This window comes from Streptomyces purpureus (assembly GCF_014648195.1).
In the GTDB taxonomy this organism is placed as follows: Bacteria; Actinomycetota; Actinomycetes; order Streptomycetales; family Streptomycetaceae; genus Streptomyces; species Streptomyces purpureus.
The window spans coordinates 1-18794 of sequence record NZ_BMQQ01000035.1 but is presented as its reverse complement, the minus strand read 5'-3'; the positions used below and the strand labels follow the sequence as shown (position 1 = coordinate 18794).

The 18794-nt window shown below is 73.0% G+C and carries 17 protein-coding genes and 1 pseudogene; 11 read left to right on the top strand and 7 right to left on the bottom strand.

Translation table 11 applies throughout. The features are described 5' to 3' along the window. Window positions 1-467, bottom strand: a pseudogene (locus IEZ01_RS35350) (lysophospholipid acyltransferase family protein); the annotation flags it as partial. A gap of 219 nt (window positions 468-686) precedes the next feature. On the opposite strand from IEZ01_RS35350, the gene IEZ01_RS30325 reads away from it, so the two are divergent. From IEZ01_RS30325 to IEZ01_RS30300, 6 genes are all read left to right on the top strand, one after another. Next, window positions 687-1112, top strand: a complete 426-nt coding sequence (locus IEZ01_RS30325; protein WP_078513230.1) for a TlpA family protein disulfide reductase — start codon at window positions 687-689, stop codon at window positions 1110-1112. A 185-nt stretch (window positions 1113-1297) separates the two neighbouring features. Next, window positions 1298-1825: a flavin reductase family protein gene (locus IEZ01_RS30320; RefSeq protein ID WP_019884315.1), complete on the top strand. Its 528-nt coding sequence runs from the start codon at window positions 1298-1300 to the stop codon at window positions 1823-1825. 190 nt (window positions 1826-2015) lie between these two features. After that, window positions 2016-2801 (top strand): electron transfer flavoprotein subunit beta/FixA family protein, encoded by a 786-nt coding sequence (locus IEZ01_RS30315; RefSeq protein WP_028797240.1) that lies wholly within the window; start codon window positions 2016-2018, stop codon window positions 2799-2801. A gap of 96 nt (window positions 2802-2897) precedes the next feature. Then, window positions 2898-3860, top strand: a complete 963-nt coding sequence (locus tag IEZ01_RS30310) for an electron transfer flavoprotein subunit alpha/FixB family protein (protein WP_019884313.1) — start codon at window positions 2898-2900, stop codon at window positions 3858-3860. A 154-nt stretch (window positions 3861-4014) separates the two neighbouring features. Beyond that, entirely contained in the window at window positions 4015-5304 is a 1290-nt protein-coding gene (locus IEZ01_RS30305; protein ID WP_189204912.1) for a DUF6986 family protein, read from the top strand. Between the two features lie 81 nt (window positions 5305-5385). Beyond that, a complete protein-coding gene (locus IEZ01_RS30300; RefSeq protein ID WP_189204910.1) occupies window positions 5386-7107 on the top strand; it encodes a serine/threonine-protein kinase in 1722 nt (573 codons plus the stop codon). A gap of 38 nt (window positions 7108-7145) precedes the next feature. Here the strand turns inward: IEZ01_RS30300 and IEZ01_RS30295 are convergent, their stop codons facing one another. Next, entirely contained in the window at window positions 7146-8129 is a 984-nt protein-coding gene (locus IEZ01_RS30295; RefSeq protein ID WP_189204932.1) for a LacI family DNA-binding transcriptional regulator, read from the bottom strand. Window positions 8130-8319: 190 nt separating this feature from the next. Between IEZ01_RS30295 and IEZ01_RS30290 the strand changes: the two genes are divergently transcribed. Further along, window positions 8320-9279: an ROK family protein gene (locus IEZ01_RS30290; RefSeq protein ID WP_019884307.1), complete on the top strand. Its 960-nt coding sequence runs from the start codon at window positions 8320-8322 to the stop codon at window positions 9277-9279. A 69-nt stretch (window positions 9280-9348) separates the two neighbouring features. Here IEZ01_RS30290 and IEZ01_RS30285 read toward each other — a convergent pair whose 3' ends face one another. Further along, window positions 9349-9522, bottom strand: coding sequence for a DUF8839 family protein (locus IEZ01_RS30285; RefSeq protein WP_106959908.1), 174 nt, complete (start codon window positions 9520-9522; stop codon window positions 9349-9351). 233 nt (window positions 9523-9755) lie between these two features. Here IEZ01_RS30285 and IEZ01_RS30280 point away from each other — a divergent pair, with 233 nt between their 5' ends. Continuing rightward, entirely contained in the window at window positions 9756-10790 is a 1035-nt protein-coding gene (locus IEZ01_RS30280; RefSeq protein ID WP_019884305.1) for an NUDIX hydrolase, read from the top strand. Here IEZ01_RS30280 and IEZ01_RS30275 read toward each other — a convergent pair. Together IEZ01_RS30275 and IEZ01_RS30270 are read right to left on the bottom strand one after the other, a co-directional pair. Continuing rightward, a complete protein-coding gene (locus tag IEZ01_RS30275; RefSeq protein ID WP_019884304.1) occupies window positions 10787-11500 on the bottom strand; it encodes an MBL fold metallo-hydrolase in 714 nt (237 codons plus the stop codon). The genes IEZ01_RS30280 and IEZ01_RS30275 overlap by 4 nt on opposite strands. A gap of 115 nt (window positions 11501-11615) precedes the next feature. Next, entirely contained in the window at window positions 11616-12980 is a 1365-nt protein-coding gene (locus IEZ01_RS30270; protein WP_019884303.1) for a dipeptidase, read from the bottom strand. A gap of 504 nt (window positions 12981-13484) precedes the next feature. Between IEZ01_RS30270 and IEZ01_RS30265 the strand changes: the two genes are divergently transcribed. Beyond that, entirely contained in the window at window positions 13485-14756 is a 1272-nt protein-coding gene (locus IEZ01_RS30265) for a geranylgeranyl reductase family protein (protein ID WP_373287684.1), read from the top strand. A 431-nt stretch (window positions 14757-15187) separates the two neighbouring features. Here the strand turns inward: IEZ01_RS30265 and IEZ01_RS30260 are convergent, their stop codons facing one another. Continuing rightward, the gene (locus IEZ01_RS30260) at window positions 15188-15673 is read right to left on the bottom strand and encodes a nitroreductase family deazaflavin-dependent oxidoreductase (protein ID WP_019884301.1); all 486 of its coding nucleotides are present in this window, start codon (window positions 15671-15673) and stop codon (window positions 15188-15190) included. A gap of 141 nt (window positions 15674-15814) precedes the next feature. Here IEZ01_RS30260 and IEZ01_RS30255 point away from each other — a divergent pair, with 141 nt between their 5' ends. After that, complete coding sequence (locus IEZ01_RS30255) at window positions 15815-16516, top strand: TetR/AcrR family transcriptional regulator (protein ID WP_019884300.1); 702 nt, start codon at window positions 15815-15817, stop codon at window positions 16514-16516. 9 nt (window positions 16517-16525) lie between these two features. Here IEZ01_RS30255 and IEZ01_RS30250 read toward each other — a convergent pair whose 3' ends face one another. Continuing rightward, on the bottom strand, window positions 16526-17476 hold the full coding sequence (locus tag IEZ01_RS30250; RefSeq protein WP_189204909.1) for an AraC family transcriptional regulator: 951 nt from the start codon (window positions 17474-17476) through the stop codon (window positions 16526-16528). Window positions 17477-17577: 101 nt separating this feature from the next. Here IEZ01_RS30250 and IEZ01_RS30245 point away from each other — a divergent pair, with 101 nt between their 5' ends. Continuing rightward, window positions 17578-18489, top strand: a complete 912-nt coding sequence (locus IEZ01_RS30245; RefSeq protein WP_189204907.1) for an MBL fold metallo-hydrolase — start codon at window positions 17578-17580, stop codon at window positions 18487-18489. Window positions 18490-18794: the final 305 nt, after the last annotated feature.

Genomic DNA, 18794 nt, shown 5'->3' with positions numbered 1-18794 from the left:
CAGATCCGCTGCGTGCCCCACAGCGCCATCGGGATCAGCGGGACGCCCGCCTCCTGGGCCAGGCGCGCCGCGCCCGACTTGAAGCTCTTGAGCGTGAAGGACTGCGAGATCGTGGCCTCGGGGAAGATCCCGACGATCTCCCCTGACCGCAGGGAGTCCAGGGCGTGCTGGTACGACGCCTCACCCTGCTTGCGGTCCACCGGGATGTGCTTCATGCCGCGCATCAGCGGGCCGGAGATTTTGTGGCGGAAGACCGCGTCCTTCGCCATGAACCGCACCAGCCGCTTCTGCGGCAGCGCCGCCAGGCCCGCGAAGATGAAGTCCAGATAGCTGATGTGGTTGCAGACCAGCACCGCGCCGCCCTGCCGCGGGATGTGCTCCGAACCCTGAGTGTCGATCTTCAGGTCCAGCGCCTTGAACATCCCGAGTGCGGCGCCGATGACCGGCCGATAGACAAGCTCTGCCATCTTGGGAGAGACCCTTCGTGTGTGCCTGGGGAGGTTCTCCCGGCGGAAGTTACGCAGCCGTAGGTTTTCGGCATTGGGGCCGATCGTGCCCCATGTGCGCCGCGCTGGCCAGTCCTGACGCTTTTCGGCGGGGAGATTCCGGAGAGATTCTCGTCACGTGCGACCGGCGGAAACAAGCCGGTCGGCGCGGGTAGGCGACCTGCCAGGGTCGTAACGGACATGGCGGGAGCGGGAATCCGCAGGACCCCGTGCGACGCTGCACAGGGCGTGGAAGTGACGGACAGGTACGGGAGGCACACGGTGGTGACAGGGGAGCGCGAGGGCGCGCGGCGTCTGGGCGCCGACGAGCTGGGCGGCGCCCGGCTGGGAGAGCGCGCGACGCTCGTCCAGTTCTCGAGCGCCTTCTGCCAGCCTTGCCGAGCCACCCGGCGGACCCTGGCGGAGGTCGCGAGCATGATCGACGGCGTAGGGCATGTGGAAATCGACGCGGAGGAGCACCTCGGGCTCGTCCGTGACCTCGGCATCGTCAAGACCCCCACCGTGCTCGTCCTCGACAGCGCGGGCCGGATCGTCCGCAGAGCGGCCGGGCAGCCCCGCAAGGCCGATGTCATCGCGGCTCTGGGAAGGGCGGTCAGACCCTCGTGATCCATCTCCCACACCCCGGTTCGCACTTGACTGCACCTGCCAACCATCGCCACGCTGGCGCCGTGCCCCAGGAACTCCTTCTTTACGGGCGGGCCCATGTGGATCTGGCCCGCAACGCGAGTGCGCGCTGTCCGGGTGACTGAGCAGCCACGGACCCGCACGCATCCCCCGCAGAAGGAAACCCCATGACGGTCTCACCCGAGCTCCGCATCCCGCGCCCGGCCACCACCGAACCCGCCTTTGCCCCCTCCGACCTGCTCCGCTCCGTCTTCCGGCGGCACGCGGCGGGTGTCGCGGTCATCACCGCCCAGGGGGAGCGTCCCGTCGGCTTCACCGCCACCTCGCTGAACTCCGTCGCGGCCGAGCCGCCGCTGGTCTCCTTCGGGGTGGGCACCGGCTCGTCGAGCTGGCCCGTGGTCGCCGAGGCCGAGTACATCGGTGTGCACATACTCGGCGAGCACCAGAGCGAGCTGGCCGCCACCTTCGCCCGCAGCGGCGCCGACCGCTTCGCGGCCCCCACCAGCTGGCGCCCGGGCCCCGAGGGCGTGCCCGTCCTCGACGGCGTCCTCGCCTGGATGGTGTGCCGGGTCGTCGCCCGCGTACCCGCCGGTGACCACCGCATCGTGGTCGCGCAGGCGGTCGCCGGTGACCCCACCGGCCAGGGCCGCCCGCTCCTCTACCACCAAGGGCGCTTCAACGCTCTGCGGGACTGAAAATCTCCGGTTACGGAGCGTTGGCAAGGTCACAGTACCGAGCGCTTGCTTACTGGGAACGTATTGGATGTACTGACGAGTAACATTTCGTGAGGGGCGTCAGCCGCCCCGAACGGAAACCGTCCCTTCAGGCGCCTATGCTGCGTGCAACAAGGCAGCCCAGTAATGACGATGCAGTAGGAGAGCCGGCGTGAGCTTGAGGATCGTAGTAGCTGTTAAGTACGTGCCCGACGCGACCGGCGACCGACACTTCGCCGACGACCTGACCGTCGACCGGGACGACGTCGACGGCCTGCTGTCGGAGCTCGACGAGTACGCGGTCGAGCAGGCGCTCCAGATCGCCGAGGACGCTGACGACGCCGAGATCACCGTCGTCACCGTCGGTCCCGAGGACGCCAAGGACGCGCTGCGCAAGGCGCTGTCGATGGGCGCCGACAAGGCCGTCCACGTCGAGGACGACGACCTGCACGGCAGCGACGTCATGGGCACCTCGCTGGTGCTCGCCAAGGCGATCGAGAAGACCGGCTACGACGTCGTCATCTGCGGCATGGCCTCGACGGACGGCACCATGGGTGTCCTCCCGGCGATCCTGGCCGAGCGCCTGGGCGTCCCGCAGGTCACCCTGCTCTCCGAGGTCAAGGTCGAGGACGGCAAGGTCACCGGCCGCCGCGACGGCGACTCCGCGTCCGAGCAGCTGGAGGCGTCCCTGCCGGCCGTCGTGTCCGTGACGGACCAGTCGGGCGAGGCCCGCTACCCGTCCTTCAAGGGCATCATGGCCGCCAAGAAGAAGCCGGTGGAGTCCCTGGACCTGTCGGACCTGGAGATCGACGCCGACGAGGTCGGCCTCGAGGGCTCCTGGACCAAGGTCGACTCGGCCGCCGAGCGTCCGGCGCGCACCGCGGGCACGATCGTCAAGGACGAGGGCGAGGGCGGCAAGCAGCTGGCCGAGTTCCTCGCGAGCCAGAAGTTCATCTAGCCGCTCCTCCGGGGCGCGCCGCCCCGGTGCCGGCTCAGGCTCGCGCAGAGCCACCGACCGCCCCCAGATTCTTCGTTCGCAGGAGATTGAAGTCCCATGGCTGAAGTTCTCGTCTACGTCGACCACGTGGACGGCGCCGTCCGCAAGCCCACCCTGGAGCTGCTGACCCTGGCCCGCCGCATCGGCGAGCCCGTCGCCGTCGCCCTCGGCGCCGGTGCCGAGGCGACCGCCCCGGCCCTCGCCGAGCACGGCGCGGTCAAGGTCCTCACGGCCGACGCGCCCGAGTTCGCCGACTACCTCGTCGTCCCGAAGGTCGACGCGCTGCAGGCCGCGTACGAGGCTGTCTCGCCGGCCGCCGTGCTCGTCCCGTCCTCCGCCGAGGGCAAGGAGATCGCGGCCCGCCTCGCGGTCCGTATCGGCTCCGGCATCATCACCGACGCCGTCGACCTCGAGGCCGGCGACGAGGGTCCGGTCGCGACGCAGTCCGCGTTCGCCGCCTCCTTCACCACCAAGTCCCGTGTCTCCAAGGGCACCCCGGTCATCACGGTCAAGCCGAACTCGGCCGCCGTCGAGGCCGCCCCGGCCGCGGGCACCGTCGAGGCCCTGTCGGTCTCCTTCGGCGAGCTGGCCACCGGCACCAAGGTCGTCGCCCGCACCCCGCGTGAGTCGACCGGCCGCCCCGAGCTGACCGAGGCCGCGATCGTGGTCTCCGGCGGCCGTGGCGTCAACGGCGCCGAGAACTTCTCGATCATCGAGGCGCTCGCCGACTCCCTCGGCGCGGCCGTCGGTGCCTCGCGTGCCGCCGTCGACGCCGGCTGGTACCCGCACTCCAACCAGGTCGGCCAGACCGGCAAGTCGGTCTCGCCGCAGCTGTACATCGCCTCCGGCATCTCCGGTGCGATCCAGCACCGCGCGGGTATGCAGACCTCGAAGACGATCGTGGCGATCAACAAGGACGCCGAGGCCCCGATCTTCGAGCTGGTCGACTACGGCATCGTCGGCGACCTCTTCGACGTCGTTCCGCAGCTGACCCAGGAGATCCAGTCCCGCAAGGGCTGACCTGCTGCTTCGTCCGGCCCGGGGGCCGCGCGGTGATCTTTCACCGGGCGGCCCCCGGTCGTTTCGGACAACCATTGACTCAGGTCCCGGCGGACTACTAACTTCGCTATACGGATTGTTGATTCCGTGAAGCGGAAAAGAGAAGGGTGTGGGAATGGGTCAGCAGGAGAAGGTGGCAACGAGCCTCGCGGGTGGCGTCAGCGAGGCCATCAGCGCCTCCCTCGAAACCGTGGACGCCGAACTCGCCCGCCGCTACCCCGGCGACCCCGGCACCCGCCAGCCCGTCCACACCGTCTACGTCCCCGGTGACGTCTTCGACGCCGGCACCATCCGCTCCTGGGGCGACCAGGCCCTCGCCGCCCTCGACGAGCACGCCCCCGACGCCGCCTCCTTCGGCGCCGTCCTCGGCCTTCCCGACGCCCTCGCCGAGGACATCCACGCGCGCGTACGGGCCAAGCTGGAGCGCGAGCCGATCGAGGACCTCCGGGTCGACTTCGAGGACGGCTACGGCGGCCAGGACGAGGACACCCACGCCGCCCGCGCGGCGCGGATCATCTCCGAGGCGTACGCCTCCGGGACCGCCGCCCCCTACATGGGCATCCGGATGAAGTGCATGGAGGCCGCCGTCCGCGACCGGGGCATCCGCACCACCGACATCTTCCTCACCGGCCTCATGGAGCACGGCGGCCTGCCCGACGGCCTCGTCCTCACCCTCCCCAAGGTCACCTACCCCGAGCAGGTCTCCGCCTTCGTCCGCCTCCTCGAAGCCTTCGAGAAGGCCCACGGCCTCGACGCCGGCCGCCTCGGCTTCGAGATCCAGATCGAGACCAGCCAGTCCATCCTGGCCGCCGACGGCACCGCCGCCGTCGCCCGCATGATCGACGCCGCCGAGGGCCGCGCCACCGGCCTGCACTACGGCACCTTCGACTACAGCGCCTGCCTCGGTGTCTCCGCCGCCTACCAGGCCAGCGACCACCCCGCCGCCGACCACGCCAAGGCGATCATGCAGGTCGCCGCAGCCGGCACCGGCGTACGGGTCTCCGACGGCTCCACCAACGTCCTGCCCGTCGGCTCCACCGAGCACGTCCACGAGGCCTGGCGCCTGCACTACGGTCTCACCCGCCGCGCCCTGGCCCGCGCCTACTACCAGGGCTGGGACATGCACCCCGGGCACATCCCCACCCGCTACGCCGCCGTCTTCGCCTTCTACCGCGAAGGCTTCGAGACCGCCGCCAAGCGCCTGTCCGCCTACGCCAACCAGGCCGGCGGCGACGTCATGGACGAGCCGGCCACCGCCAAGGCGCTCAGCTCCTACCTGCTGCGCGGCATCGACTGCGGAGCCCTCGACACCGCCGAGGTGGCCGCCCTGACCGGCCTGACCCGCGCCGACCTCGACCGCTTCGCCTCCCCGCGCCGCGGCGACCTCACCGCGAACGCCCAGTAACCCCCGCGCCACCGGTGCTGTCATCGCCGCCCCGTACCCTGTACGCGTTCATCACACAACGCCACAGGGAACGGGGCAGCGGTGTCATCGGGGGAGAACGAGCGGCTGGCCGGCCGCTACCGGATCGTGCGCCAGCTGGGGCGCGGGGGCATGGGCGTCGTCTGGCGCGCCGTCGACGAGGTGCTCGGCCGTGAGGTTGCCGTCAAGGAACTGCGGACGTACACCGACGCGGCCGCGCCGGAACTGGCCGATCTGCGCCTGAGGATGCAGCGGGAAGCGCGGGCCGCCGCCCGCGTCCGCCATCCCGGAGTGGTCGCCGTCCACGACGTGACCGAGCACGACGGCCGCCCCATCATCGTCATGGAGCTCGTCGACGGCCCCTCGCTCGACGGCGTGCTGGGCGAGCGCGGCGTCCTGGACCCGCGTGAGGCCGCCGGGATCGGCGCCCGGGTGCTGGAGGCGCTCGCCGCCGCCCACGACGTCGGAGTGCTCCACCGGGACGTCAAACCGGGCAACATCCTGCTCGACCGCACCGGCCGGGTCGTCCTCACCGACTTCGGCATCGCCGCCATGGAGGACCCGGGCGACGGCTCCACCACCCACCTGACCCGCAGTGGCGAGATCGTCGGCTCGCTCGACTACCTGGCACCCGAGCGCGCCCAGGGCCAGGACCCCGGTCCGGCATCCGACGTATGGGCGCTCGGCGCGACGCTGTACGCGGCCGTGGAGGGCGCCTCACCCTTCCGTCGTACGTCGACCTGGTCGACGCTCACCGCGATCGTCGTGGAGCCGCTGCCGGAGCCCCACAGGGCCGGTGCCCTCGGGCCCGTGCTCCAGCAGCTGATGCACAAGGACCCCGCCCAGCGCCCCGACGCCCGTACGGCGGCCCAGATGCTCGCCGCCGTAGCCCAGCAGCCCGTCGACCAGCTCCCCGGGGCCCAGGCGCCGCCCGTCGCGCCCGCCCCCGCGCGCGTGGCGACGGAGCTCAACGTCGCCCCGCACCAGCCCCAGGGGTTCGGCCCGGCCACGCCTCCGCCGTCGCAGGCACCGGTACCGGCGCCGCCCGCCCCGTCCGGCCCGGCGCCTCGCAAGAGCCGTACGACGGCGCTGGTCGCCGCGAGCGTGGCCGCAGTGCTGCTCGTCGGAGGCGGTGTCACGTACGGCCTCATGGACCGGGGCGGCGACGCCTCCGGCGGGCGGGAGCAGCTCGCCGGGGGAGAGGTGCGCAGCCCCGAGGCGGACCCCGGCCACGCCATGGACCCGTCCGGCGCCGCCTCCGCCCCGGCCGGCACCCCCAGCGGGACACCCTCCAAGGCCGCGCCCAAGAAGCCGCCGCCGGTCTCCCCGCAGCCCCCGGCGCCCGGGAAGGACCCCGGCGACCAGGGCACGGGCGGTTCGGCGGGCTCCCGGGGCGCCGACGGCGGCTCGACCACGACCGGCGGCAGCACCGGCGGCAAGGGCACCACCGGCGGCGGCTCCACCATCACGACGGGCGGTACGGGCGGCGAACCGGCCCCCGCCCCCGTCTGCCACCCCAAGGGCGGCGGCATGTACAACTGCGAGGTGTACCGCACCGCCAAGACCTACCGTCACGACGGTGGCGAGGCGGGCATCCTCAACGCGGGCACCAACTACTTCTACTGCCAGGCCAACCTGGGGCGCCGCGAGACCCACGGCCAGTGGACCAACGTCTGGTGGGCCAAGACCGACGACGACCGCGGCAACAGGGGCGTCTACTTCAGCCTCGTCTACATCAAGGGCGGCGACAACGACGCGCCCCTGCCGGGCCTGCCCGTCTGCTGAGCAAGCCATGCGGCCGGGCACACCCGGCCGCACCGCCCCTACGCGTCGTGCGGCGGGATCTCGCCCGAGCCCCGCGCGATGAGGACCGGCGTGAGCTCCACCCGGGCCGGGGCGTCGTCGAAGCCGTCCAGGCGCCGGAAGAGCCGCTCCGCGGCCGTCCGCCCCAGCGCGGCGGCGTCCTGGGCTATGACGGTGATGCCGAGCAGGTCCGCGAGCTCGATGTCGTCGAAGCCGACCAGCGCGACCGGCCGTTGGTGCCCGGCCAGGGTCCGTACGGCCGTCACGGTCACGCGGTTGTTGCCCGCGAAGAGCGCGGTGACCGGCTGAGGTCCCGTCACCATGGCCGTGACGGCGTCCCGTACCCGCTCCGGGGCCGTCGGGCCCAGCGACATCCACGCGGGATCCACCGGCAGCCCGGCGTCCTCCATCGCCGCGTGGTAGCCGCGCAGCCGCTCCGTCGCGGTGTGGATGCGCGGCTGGTCGCCGATGAAGCCGATCCGCCGGTGGCCGTGCGCGACAAGGTGGGCGACGCCCTCGCGGGCCCCGCCGAAGCTGTCGGAGAGGACGACGTCGGCGTCGATCCGGCCGGCCGGCCGGTCCACGAAGACCGTCGCGATGCCCGCCTTGATCTCCGGCTCCAGATAGCGGTGGTCGGTACCGGCCGGGATCACGATCAGACCGTCGACGCGACGAGCGCACAGAGCCAGCGCCAACTCCTGTTCCCGGTCCGGGTCCTCGGCGCTGGAGCCGTTGATGAGCAGCGCGCCGTGCGCCCGCGCCACCTCCTCCACGGCGCGGCTGAGCGGACCGTAGAAGGGGTCGGCGAGATCCTCCAGGACCAGCCCGATGGAAGCCGTACGGCCCTTGCGCAGCACCCGGGCGCTGTCGTTACGCCGGAAACCCAGCGCCTCGATGGCCTCCTGGACGCGGCGCTCGGTGTCCGGCGTGACCCCGGGCTCGCCGTTGACCACCCGCGAGACCGTCTTGAGGCCCACGCCGGCACGGGCCGCGACGTCCTTCATCGTCGGCCGGATGCCGTAGCGGTGGTCGGTGCGGCGGGCGTTGTCGGCCACAGTGCGCTGTCCTGTTCGTCTCGTCCGGAGTCATGGGAGGCTGTGCCGTCGAGCATAGGGCCTGGACAACGTTGTCAGGTGCAGGGAGACTGTTCCTACGCACCCTTCCCTGCCCCTGTCCACCTGGAGAATCGCGCCCATGCTTACCGACCTCGTCGTCGCGCTCGACATCGGTGGTACCAAGATCGCCGGTGCGTTGGTCGACGGCGACGGGCGGATCCTCGTACGGGCGCAGCGCCGGACGCCTGCCCGCGAGGACGGCGAGACGGTGATGCGGGCGGTCGAGGCGGTCGTCGACGAGCTCGCCGCCTCGTCCCTGTGGCCGCTGGCCGGCGCCGTCGGCATCGGCAGCGCCGGGCCGGTGGACGCCGGTGCCGGTACGGTCAGCCCGGTCAACGTGCCCGGCTGGCGCGACTATCCGCTGGTCGAGCGGGTCCGCCGGGCGACCGGTGGCCGGCCCGTGACCCTGGTCGGCGACGGGGTCGCCATGACGGCGGCCGAACACTGGCAGGGCGCCGCGCGCGGCTACGACAACGCCCTGTGCATGGTCGTCTCGACCGGGGTCGGCGGCGGCCTCGTCCTCGGCGGTGCCCTGCACCCCGGCCCCACGGGCAACGCGGGACACATCGGCCACGTCTGTGTGGAGCTGAACGGCGACCCGTGCCCGTGCGGTGGGCGCGGCTGTGTGGAGCGGATCGCCAGCGGCCCCAACATCGCCCGCCGGGCCCTGGAAAACGGCTGGCGGCCGGGGCCTGACGGCGACGCCACCGCCGCGGCGGTGGCCGCGGCCGCCCGGGCCGGCGACCCCGTCGCGACCGCCTCCTTCGCCCGCGCGGCCCAGGCCCTGGCCGCCGGCATCGCGGCCACCGCCAGCCTGGTCGAGATCGAGATCGCGGTGGTCGGCGGGGGAGTGGCCGGTGCGGGCGACGTCCTGTTCGACCCGCTGCGGCGGGCGCTGCGCGACTACGCCACGCTCTCCTTCGTCCGGCACCTGACCGTCGCCCCGGCGCTCACCGGCACCGACGCGGGCCTGCTGGGCGCGGCCGCCGCCGTGTCCCCCCGCCGTACGGGCGGCGCGCCGGTCAGCCTCACCGGCTGAGCCGCCCGGCCGCCCCTGCAACGATGCGTCGGCACGCCGCCGTTCAGCGGTGCGCCGACGCGCTGCCGTTCAGCGACTGTCGGGTGTCCGCTGGACCACGACCACCAGGAACGCGTCCGACTCCAGATCCATCACGACCTCCGCCGGCTGGCCCTCGTCCCGGCGTTTCCGGGCGAACTCCTCGGCCGGCCAGCTTCCGCGGGGACCCCCCGCGGGGAACCTCTCCAGCACCGTGCGACGCATCGCGCACCCCCTCGTCATTGCCGGACCCAACGTCCCTCCGTCCCGGAGTGTTACGGCCGAACGGACCCGGCGGCCCGTTCAGTGAGACGTTGCACATCCTGGTCCGGTTCGACCCGGGCGCGTGCGAACCGCGACGGAGAGTCATCGGGATCCGACCCGTCCGGTACCGGACGGGGGTTTCCGTGGCAGGGTGTTGCGGGCAAGCCACTGAGGGCTACGGATAAGGGGGAACTGTGATCGTCTGGATCAACGGTGCGTTCAGTGCGGGCAAGACCAGCGCCGCGCGCGAACTGATCGACCTGATCCCGCACAGCACCTTGTACGACCCCGAACTCACCGGCACCGCGGTGCGCTCCCTGCTTCCGCACAAGCGCCTCGCGGAGGTCAACGACGTCCAGGAGCTGCCGATATGGCGCCGGATGGTCGTCGACACCGCCGCGGCGCTGCTCGCCGAGGTCGCTGGGGTGCTGGTGGTGCCGATGACACTGCTGCGACAGGAGTACCGCGACGAGATATTCGGCGGCCTCGCGGCCCGGCGCATCGAGGTCTGCCATGTGGCACTGACCCCGGACGAAACGATCCTGCGCGGACGGATCGCGGGACGCGAGGAGTACGCCGACGACCCCGAGGCCAACGAACGCGTACGGCAATGGTCGTACGACCACCTGGAGCCGTACCGCGCGGCCCTCGGCTGGATCACCACCGACGCCCATCTCGTCGACAACTCCGCCCTCACCCCGGCGGGCACCGCCGAGGCCATCGCGCGGGCCGTGCACACCGGCGAGGCGGGCGCCTGCGCGATCGTGCAGACGCCGGAGCCGACCGGCGAGACGCTGGCCGCCGGGGTGCTCCTCTTCGACGAGGAGGACCGGGTCCTCCTCGTCGACCCCACCTACAAGCCCGGCTGGGAGTTCCCCGGCGGAGTCGTCGAGCGCGGCGAGCCGCCCGCCCGCGCCGGGATGCGGGAGGTCGCCGAGGAGATCGGCCTCGAACTCGACACCGTCCCGCGCCTCCTGGTCGTCGACTGGGAACGGCCCACGCCCCCCGGCTACGGCGGCCTGCGCCTGCTCTTCGACGGCGGCCGGCTGACCGGCGGGGAGGCGCGGCGGCTGCTCCTGCCCGGCGCCGAACTGCGCGGCTGGCGGTTCGTCACCGAGGAGGAGGCCGCCGAACTCCTGCCCCCGGTCCGCTACCAGCGGCTGCGCTGGGCGCTACGGGCCCGGGAACGCGCCACCGTCCTCAACCTGGAAGGCGGCGTCCCGGTCTAGCGCCCGGGCTGCGGCGTGGCGGCCGCATCCCGTGCGGCCGCCTCGCCCAGCCGCGCCGCCGCGTCCACGGTCAGCGGCTCGCCGTGGCCGAAGCAGACCGTCGACGGGGCGAGCGCGGCGAGCCGCCGCATCGACGCCTTGGCCCGCTCCCGGTCCACATGGAAGACCCCGAACGTCACCCCCTGCACCGCCGCGACCGTGTCGCCCGTGAACAGCACGCCATGCCGTGGCAGATGGACACCGATCGAACCGTCCGTGTGGCCGGGGGTGTGCACCACCACGGCCCCGCCCCCGAAGTCGAGCACGTCACCGTCCTCCAGTTCGCGGTCGACCGGGGTCGGCGGGGCCTCGGGGACGGTGAGCCCGTGCTCGTACAGCGGGATCTCCCAGTCCAGCAGGTCCGGTTCCGGGACGGGCGCCTCGCCCCGGATCACCGGAGCGTCCAGGCGGTGGGCGAGGATCCGGGCGCCGTACCGGCCGGCGAGCTCCCCGGCCGAGCCGACATGGTCGCGGTGGCAGTGGGTGAGCACGATCCGGCGCAGGTTCCCGGGCCGCAGCCCGGCCTCGCGTATCGCCTGCTCGATGTCGTCGGCGGCGCCGGTCCACCCGGCGTCGACCAGGGTCAGCTCGTCGCCGTCGCGCCAGAGGTAGGCCTGGCCGATGGCGAAGCGGAGCATGTGCAGTTGAGGGCACACCTCGGTGAAGTCCATACGGCGAACGTACGTATGCGAGGACGTCCGCCGCAGCGGTCTACGCTCCTGGCGATTTCCGCCGAGCGCGGAACCGGCGCGCAGCGCGGCGCGCCGGTTCCCCGCCCGGCGCCGCTCAACCCTTCTTGGACTGGGCGTAGTTCACCAGGAAGTGCGCCTCGGCCACCGAGAGCCGCTCCAGCTCCTCGGGGGACACGGACTCGTTGACGGCGTGGATCTGGGCCTCCGGGTCGCTCAGGCCGATCAGCAGGATCTCCGCCTGCGGGTAGAGCGCGGCGAGCGTGTTGCACAGCGGGATCGAGCCGCCCATGCCCGACGTCTGCATCTTCTGGCCCGGGTACGCGATCTCCATCGCCTCGGCCATCGAGGTGTACGCCGGGCTCGTGACGTCCGCCAGGAACGGCTGGCCCTGGCCGACCTGTTCGAAGGAGACCCGGGCGTTCCACGGCACCCGCTTCTCGATGTGCGCGTACAGCAGGCGCGTCGCCTCGGCCGCGTCCTGGCCGGGCGGCACCCGCAGGCTGATCTGCGCGCGGGCCGTGGCCGGGATGGACGGGGTCGCACCGGCGACCGGGTGGCAGTCGATACCGATGACCGTCACGGCCGGACGGGCCCAGATACGGTCGGCGACCGTGCCGTTGCCGGGCAGCCCCACGCCGTCGAGGACACGGGCGTCGCGGCGGAAGTCGCCCTCGGGGTACTGCACTCCGTCCCACACGGCGTCCGCCGGCAGACCGTCGATGACGGTGGAGCCGTCCTCGGCCCGCAGGGTGTCGAGGACGCGGATGAGCGCGGCAAGCGCGTCGGGCGCGGCGCCGCCGAACTGACCCGAGTGCAGGTTCCCTTCGAGGGTGTCGATCCGCACCCGGATCATCGTCATACCGCGCAGCGTCGCCGTCACCGTCGGCAGGCCGACCCGGAAATTACCGGTGTCGCCGATCACGATCGCGTCGGCGGCGAGGAGATCGGGGTGCGCCTCGGCGTACCGCTCAAGACCGCCCGTACCCTGCTCCTCGGAGCCCTCGACGATCACCTTCACCGTGACCGGCACGCCGCCGTTCGCCTTGAGGGCGCGCAGCGCCAGCAGGTGCATGATGAAGCCGCCCTTGCAGTCGGCGGCGCCGCGGCCGTACCAGCGGCCGTCCCGCTCGGTCAGCTCGAACGGCGGGCTCAGCCACGCCGACTCGTCCAGCTTGGGCTGGACGTCGTAGTGGGCGTAGAGCAGGACGGTCGGGGCCCCGGCCGGGCCGGGCAGTACGCCGTACACCGACTGGGAGCCGTCGGGGGTGTCGAGGAGCGCCACGTCCTGGAAGTCCTCGGCGCGCAGTGCGTCGGCCACCCAGTTCGCCGCCGCCTCGCACTCGCTCCGCGGGGCCACGGCCTCGTCCGCCACCGACTCGAAGGCCACCAGCTCCGCGAGCTCCGCCTTGGCGCGGGGCAACAGGGATGCGACGGTCTCGGCGATCGGATTCGCGGTCATGGGCACGCTCCTCGTGGGTGCGACGTTATGGAGTGACGGAGTGCGTGACGTCGAGCCATGTGACGGGTGAGCCGCCACGCGTGACGCCTGCGATCGCTGTGTGTGGTGTGGCAGCGAACGCACGGGCGATCCTCCCACAGAGGGGCGATCGCTACCGCGCCGTAGGATGCCGTGAAGAGCATGGACCACTGGTCGGATCAGGAGCAGAAGCACATCGTGAGCAGCGAGAACGCAGACGCCGGAACCACTCGGCCCGGCCCGGCGGAGCCCGGTCGGGCATCGTCCGAGCCCGTGCCGTCCGAGCCGGTCGCATCCGGGTCGGAGCCGGCCGAGTCCGTGCCGTCCGAGCCGGAGCCGTCCGAGCCCGTCACGTTCGGGTCGGAGCCGGCCGAGTCCGTGTCCGCCGAGGGCGACGACCTGCCGCCGGGCTCCGGGGAGTCGGGCGCCGGGGCGTCGGACACGGAACCGGACGCCGAGGCGGCCGGGTCGGCACGCGCGGCGGCCGTGTGGGACGTGGTCGTGGTCGGCGCCGGGCCCGCCGGAGCTTCCGCCGCCTACGCGGCGGCCGTCGCCGGACGCCGGGTCCTCCTGCTGGAGAAGGCCGAGCTGCCCCGCTACAAGACCTGCGGCGGCGGCATCATCGGACCCTCCCGCGACGCGCTGCCGCCCGGCTTCGAACTGCCCCTCCAGGACCGGGTGCACGCCGTCACGTTCTCGATGAACGGCAAGTTCGCCCGTACCCGCCGCTCCCGGCGGATGCTGTTCGGGCTCATCAACCGGCCGGAGTTCGACGCCGGACTCGTCGAACAGGCCCAGAAGGCGGGCGCCGAGCTGCGCACCGGCGTGACCGTCTCCCGGGTCGAGCAGCATGGCACGGCCGTACCGGACCGGCGGACCGTCGCGGTCGTCCTCGCCGACGGCGAGACCGTACTCGCGCGGGCGGTCGTCGGCGCCGACGGCAGCGCCAGCCGCATAGGAGCTCATGTCGGCGTCAAGCTCGACCAGGTGGACCTCGGTCTGGAGGCGGAGATCCCCGTGCCGCCCTCGGTCGCCGAGGACTGGGCGGGCCGTGTGCTCATCGACTGGGGCCCGATGCCCGGCAGTTACGGATGGGTTTTCCCCAAGGGCGACACGCTCACCGTCGGGGTCATCTCGGCGCGGGGCGAGGGCACGGCGACCAAGAGGTACATGGAGGACTTCATCGCCCGGCTCGGCCTCGCCGGGTTCGAGCCGGCCATCTCCTCGGGGCATCTCACCCGCTGCCGCAGCGACGACTCGCCGCTTTCCCGGGGCAGGGTGCTGGTCTGCGGCGACGCGGCCGGTCTCCTCGAACCCTGGACGCGCGAGGGCATCTCCTTCGCGCTGCGCTCGGGGCGCCTCGCGGGGGAGTGGGCGGTACGGATCGCGGAGTCCCACGACGCCGTGGACGCCCGGCGTCAGGCCCTCAACTACGCCTTCGCGATCAAGGCGGGGCTCGGCGTGGAGATGGCGGTCGGGCGGCGGATGCTGGCGCTCTTCGAGCGGCGGCCGGGCCTGCTGCACGCGGCGGTGACCGGACTGCGTCCCGTGTGGCGCGCCTTCGCCGACATCACGCGCGGCACGACGACTCTGGCCGGCCTCGTACGTACGCACGGTCTGGCGCGCCGGGCCCTGGACCTCCTGGACCGCCAGATGCCCGAGGCCCGTACGGATCGGCACGGGGACGAGCGGACGGACGAGCGGGCGGAGCGCCCGGCGGATCAGCGGGCCGAGCGGAGCGCGCCGGACCAGGCGTGATTCACGGCCGGGTCGGGCCCGGGGCGGGCCTCGGGGCCGGTCGGCCGGACGTCGGCGTCGGGTCCCGGGGCGTCGGGCTTGCGGGACGCCGTGCGCGTACGGCGGTGGTGGCCGTACGGCCGTGGCACCCGTACGGCGGTAGTGACCGTCCGGCCGCGCGACCCGGCCGCGAGGCGCGCGCGTAGGCCAGTGCCCGTACGGCGGTTGCGGCCTTCCGGTCGTGAGGCCCGGCCCTGGGGCGCGCGCGTACGGGGGCAGTGGCCGTACGGCCGTAGCGCCCGTACGGCGGTGGTGGCCGTCCAGCCGTGAGCCCCGGCCGCGGGGCGCCGCGCGCGTAGGCCGGCAGTGCCCGTACTGCGTTAGTGGCCGTCCGGCCGCGCGACCCGGCTGCCCGAAGGCCGGCGCATGGCGGCGCGTCCCCGCCGGTCGTCTCACGCGGTCGTCGTGAGGCGGAACACCGGGTGCTTGGGGGCGATGGCGCGCAGCTCCTCGTCGGAGGAGTCCGGGCCGACACCGCCGAAGAAGACCCCGACCTCGACCTTCCACCGCTTGAGGTAGGCCCGGAGCAGCTCAGGCTTCTCGTCGTCCGGCAGCTCCACGGCGGTGAACCGCTGCACCCGCTTCCCGAGGTGCAGCTCACCGCCGCCCGCCGCCCGCATGTTGTGCGTCCACTGCACGTGACCGCGCGGGGCGACCAGATACTCGACGCCGTCGAGCGTCAGCAGATTGACGGGCGTACGACGCCAGGCGCCGCTTTTGCGCCCGCGTACGGCCAGCACCCGGGAGCCCCAGACGCTGATGCCCCGGCGGGTCAGCCAGGCGACCGCGCGGTTCAGCACGTTCCTGGTGATCCAGCCGGGCTTCATGACGTGTGCCGTGGCATCGGCCGGAGGCGGTGGCGGGGTCTGGGACGGCATGGCGTTCCTCCGAACTGTGAGCAGTGCTCTCGCTTGAGGACAGTGTGCACAGATCGATACGCCGAAACAAGAGCAGTGCTCTCAAAATCGGGCAGTGCTCTCGCTTCAGTGCGCTGCTCCCTCGATGGCACACTGATCACCATGACCAGCGTTCAAGGAGCCCGAGCCCGCGCCCGGATCGAAGTCACCGCCGCCATCAAGGACGAGGCGCGCAGACAGCTCGCCGCCGAGGGCGCCGCGAAACTCTCCCTGCGGGCCGTCGCCCGGGAGCTTGGCATGGTCTCCTCGGCGCTCTACCGCTACTTCCCGAGCCGCGACGACCTGCTCACCGCCCTGATCGTCGACGCGTACGACTCCGTCGGCGCCGACGCCGAAGCCGCCCTCGCCGCCTCCCGTGGCGCCGACGCCCCCGCCCGCTGGGTCGCCGTCTGCCGCGCCGTACGGGCCTGGGCGCTCGCCCACCCCCACGAGTACGCCCTCATCTACGGCTCTCCCGTGCCCGGCTACAGCGCGCCGAGGGACACCGTCGGGCCCGCCTCCCGGGTAGGCCTCACATTCATCACGATCGCGCAGGACGCCCATCGCCGCGGAAGTGTCGCGCTTCCCCCGCTCGCGGACGAGCTGCGCCCCGAGGCCGCTCGGCTCGCCGACGAGTTCGCCCCGGACCTGCCCCCGGCGCTGGTGGTCGCCCTGGTCGCGGCCTGGTCGCAGCTGTTCGGGATGGTCTCCTTCGAGGTGTTCGGCCAGTTCAACCGCATGGTGGAGAACCGGGACGCGTTCTTCACCGCCGCCGTCCGCCGCCTCGCCCACGACACCGGCCTGATCGTCCGTCCCGCCCCCTGACGTCAACCCTCACGCGGCCGGTGGTTCCCCGGCGGCCTGGGCGCGGTACCGCCCGGGGGTCGTGCCGAACTCCCTGCTGAAGGCGTGGGAGAAGGCGTACGGAGTGCCGTAACCGACCCTGCGGGCGATCGTGGCGAGCGGGTCCTGGGTGTCGCGGAGCAGAGCCGCGGCGAACGTCAGCCGCCACCACGTGAGGTACGCCGTCGGGGGCCGGCCGACCAGCGCCGTGAACCGGCGGGCCAGAGTGGCGCGGGAGACGCCCGCCTCGGCGGCCAGACGGTCGTTCGTCCACGGCTCGGCCGGATCCGCGTGCAGGGCCCGCAGCGCGGCGGCCACCACCGGGTCGCCCAGCACGGCCGGCCACGCGCCGACCGTACTCGCCTCCATCCAGGCCCGGATCATGTAGACGAGCAGGAGATCCAGCAGGCTAGGCACCGCGACACAGGACCCGGGCCGGCCCGCGCCCAACTCACGGCCCAGCAGGTCGATGGCGGCGCGCAGTTCGGGGTGGCCGCCCACCCGGTTGGGCAGATGGACGACCTCCGGCAGCTCGGCCATGAGCGGATGCACCCGGCTGCGGTCCAGCCGGTACTTGCCGCACAGCACCTCCACCTCACCGTGACCCACACCCGGAGCCGCCACCGGACCACCTCGCCGGCCGACGCCCTCCTCCTCGAACCACCGCTCGAAGGGCACCGCCCGCGCCACGGTCGCCGCGTCGGCGGCCGAATCGGCGATCACATGTCCGGTGCCGTGCGGCAGCAACACGGCGTCCCCGGCGCCCAGCGCGACCGGCGCGCCCGAGTCCGGCAGCAGCCAGCAGCCGCCCTCCAGGACGACATGGAAACCCGCGCCGTCGTACGGGGCGAGCCGGATGCACCAACGTCCGCCCACCCGCACCCGGTTCGAGGCCGGCCGCCCGATGCGTACGGCGGAGATCGCGTCGCTCACCACGTCCATCCGCGTACGGTATCGCTGCCATCAGTCGTGAGACGCAGGCGTATTCGACTGAGCGGCTTGGGCATTGAGCGGCTCATCGGCCCCTTTCTAGGGTCGGTGGCATGAGTGAGAACGTGCAGAGCTTCATGCTGGGAGACGTCGAGGTCATCCGGATCGTCGAGTGGCGGGGCCCGTTCGCCCCGGCCAGGGGTCTCGTCCCCGGCTCCGGCGCCGACCTGTGGCAGGAGAACGAGGACTGGCTGGCGCCGGACCACTGGGAACCGGCCGGCGACCGGGCGGTGGCCGCCCTGCAGACCTGGGTGCTGCGCAGCGGCGGGCGGACCGTCCTGGTCGACACCGGGGTGGGCAACGGGCGGGAGCGGCCGCAGTCGCCGCAGTTCCACCACTGGCAGGGCGACTTCCTCGGCGGACTGGCCGAGGCGGGTGTCGAGCCGGGAGACGTCGACGTCGTCGTCAACACCCACCTCCACGCCGACCACGTCGGCTGGAACACGACCGCCGCCGACGGCGGATGGACACCGACGTTCCCGGCCGCCCAGTACCTCCTCCCGGCCGCCGACGACGCCTACTTCGGCCCGGGCAACGGGTACGGGAACGGCCTGCGGGAGGACGACCGGCTGATCTACGAGGACAGCGTGGCCCCCATCCACCGGGCCGGGCAGGCCGTGCTGTGGGACGGCACCCACCGCATCGACGAGAACCTGGTGCTGGAGTCGGCGCCCGGCCACACCCCCGGCTCGTCCGTGCTGCGGCTCGGCTCCGGCGGGGACCGGGCCGTGTTCGTGGGCGATCTGCTGCACAGCCCGGTCCAGATCCTCCAGCCCTCCCACAACAGCTGCTTCTGCCTGGCCCCGGTCCAGGCGGCGGCAACCCGCCGCAAGGTCCTGAACCGAGCCGCCGCCGAGCGGGAACTGGTCGTCCCGGCCCACTTCGCCGGGGCGGGCGGCCTGGAGATCCGGCGGCGGGGGGATGGGTTCGCCGTAGAGCGGTGGGCCGCCTACGGCACGGAGTAGGGGGCAGGTACGGGCCCAGGCAGCGGACTCCCGGCGGGGGCCCGCCCCGCCCGGGCCCGCCCCGGCGGCATGGCGCCGTCCCAGGCCGGGGGACCCCGGGTCTGGACCTCGGCCCTGGTTGGCATCCCGGCAGCGGACTCCGGCGGGGAGACCTCGGCCCGCGCCAGGGCGGTCCGGCCCCGCCCGGTCCCCGCCCGGCCCCGCCCGCCCGGTCCCCGCCCGGCCCCGGCCTGGCGCCGCTCCCGGCTCGGGGGCACCGGATCCCCGGCCGGGAAGGTCTCCGGTCCGGCGCCACGGTGCCTGGC

What these genes read in the sequence shown, in the direction of transcription:
- IEZ01_RS30305 (WP_189204912.1), top strand. Translation starts at nt 4,015, where the DNA reads ATGGGTCAGCAGGAGAAGGTGGCAACGAGCCTCGCGGGTGGCGTCAGC.
- IEZ01_RS30245 (WP_189204907.1), top strand. Translation starts at nt 17,578, where the DNA reads ATGAGTGAGAACGTGCAGAGCTTCATGCTGGGAGACGTCGAGGTCATC.
- IEZ01_RS30270 (WP_019884303.1), bottom strand. Translation starts at nt 12,980, where the DNA reads ATGACCGCGAATCCGATCGCCGAGACCGTCGCATCCCTGTTGCCCCGC.
- IEZ01_RS30290 (WP_019884307.1), top strand. Translation starts at nt 8,320, where the DNA reads ATGCTTACCGACCTCGTCGTCGCGCTCGACATCGGTGGTACCAAGATC.
- IEZ01_RS30320 (WP_019884315.1), top strand. Translation starts at nt 1,298, where the DNA reads ATGACGGTCTCACCCGAGCTCCGCATCCCGCGCCCGGCCACCACCGAA.
- IEZ01_RS30310 (WP_019884313.1), top strand. Translation starts at nt 2,898, where the DNA reads ATGGCTGAAGTTCTCGTCTACGTCGACCACGTGGACGGCGCCGTCCGC.
- IEZ01_RS30255 (WP_019884300.1), top strand. Translation starts at nt 15,815, where the DNA reads ATGACCAGCGTTCAAGGAGCCCGAGCCCGCGCCCGGATCGAAGTCACC.
- IEZ01_RS30325 (WP_078513230.1), top strand. Translation starts at nt 687, where the DNA reads ATGGCGGGAGCGGGAATCCGCAGGACCCCGTGCGACGCTGCACAGGGC.
- IEZ01_RS30260 (WP_019884301.1), bottom strand. Translation starts at nt 15,673, where the DNA reads ATGCCGTCCCAGACCCCGCCACCGCCTCCGGCCGATGCCACGGCACAC.
- IEZ01_RS30250 (WP_189204909.1), bottom strand. Translation starts at nt 17,476, where the DNA reads ATGGACGTGGTGAGCGACGCGATCTCCGCCGTACGCATCGGGCGGCCG.
- IEZ01_RS30295 (WP_189204932.1), bottom strand. Translation starts at nt 8,129, where the DNA reads ATGAAGGACGTCGCGGCCCGTGCCGGCGTGGGCCTCAAGACGGTCTCG.
- IEZ01_RS30275 (WP_019884304.1), bottom strand. Translation starts at nt 11,500, where the DNA reads ATGGACTTCACCGAGGTGTGCCCTCAACTGCACATGCTCCGCTTCGCC.
- IEZ01_RS30285 (WP_106959908.1), bottom strand. Translation starts at nt 9,522, where the DNA reads ATGCGTCGCACGGTGCTGGAGAGGTTCCCCGCGGGGGGTCCCCGCGGA.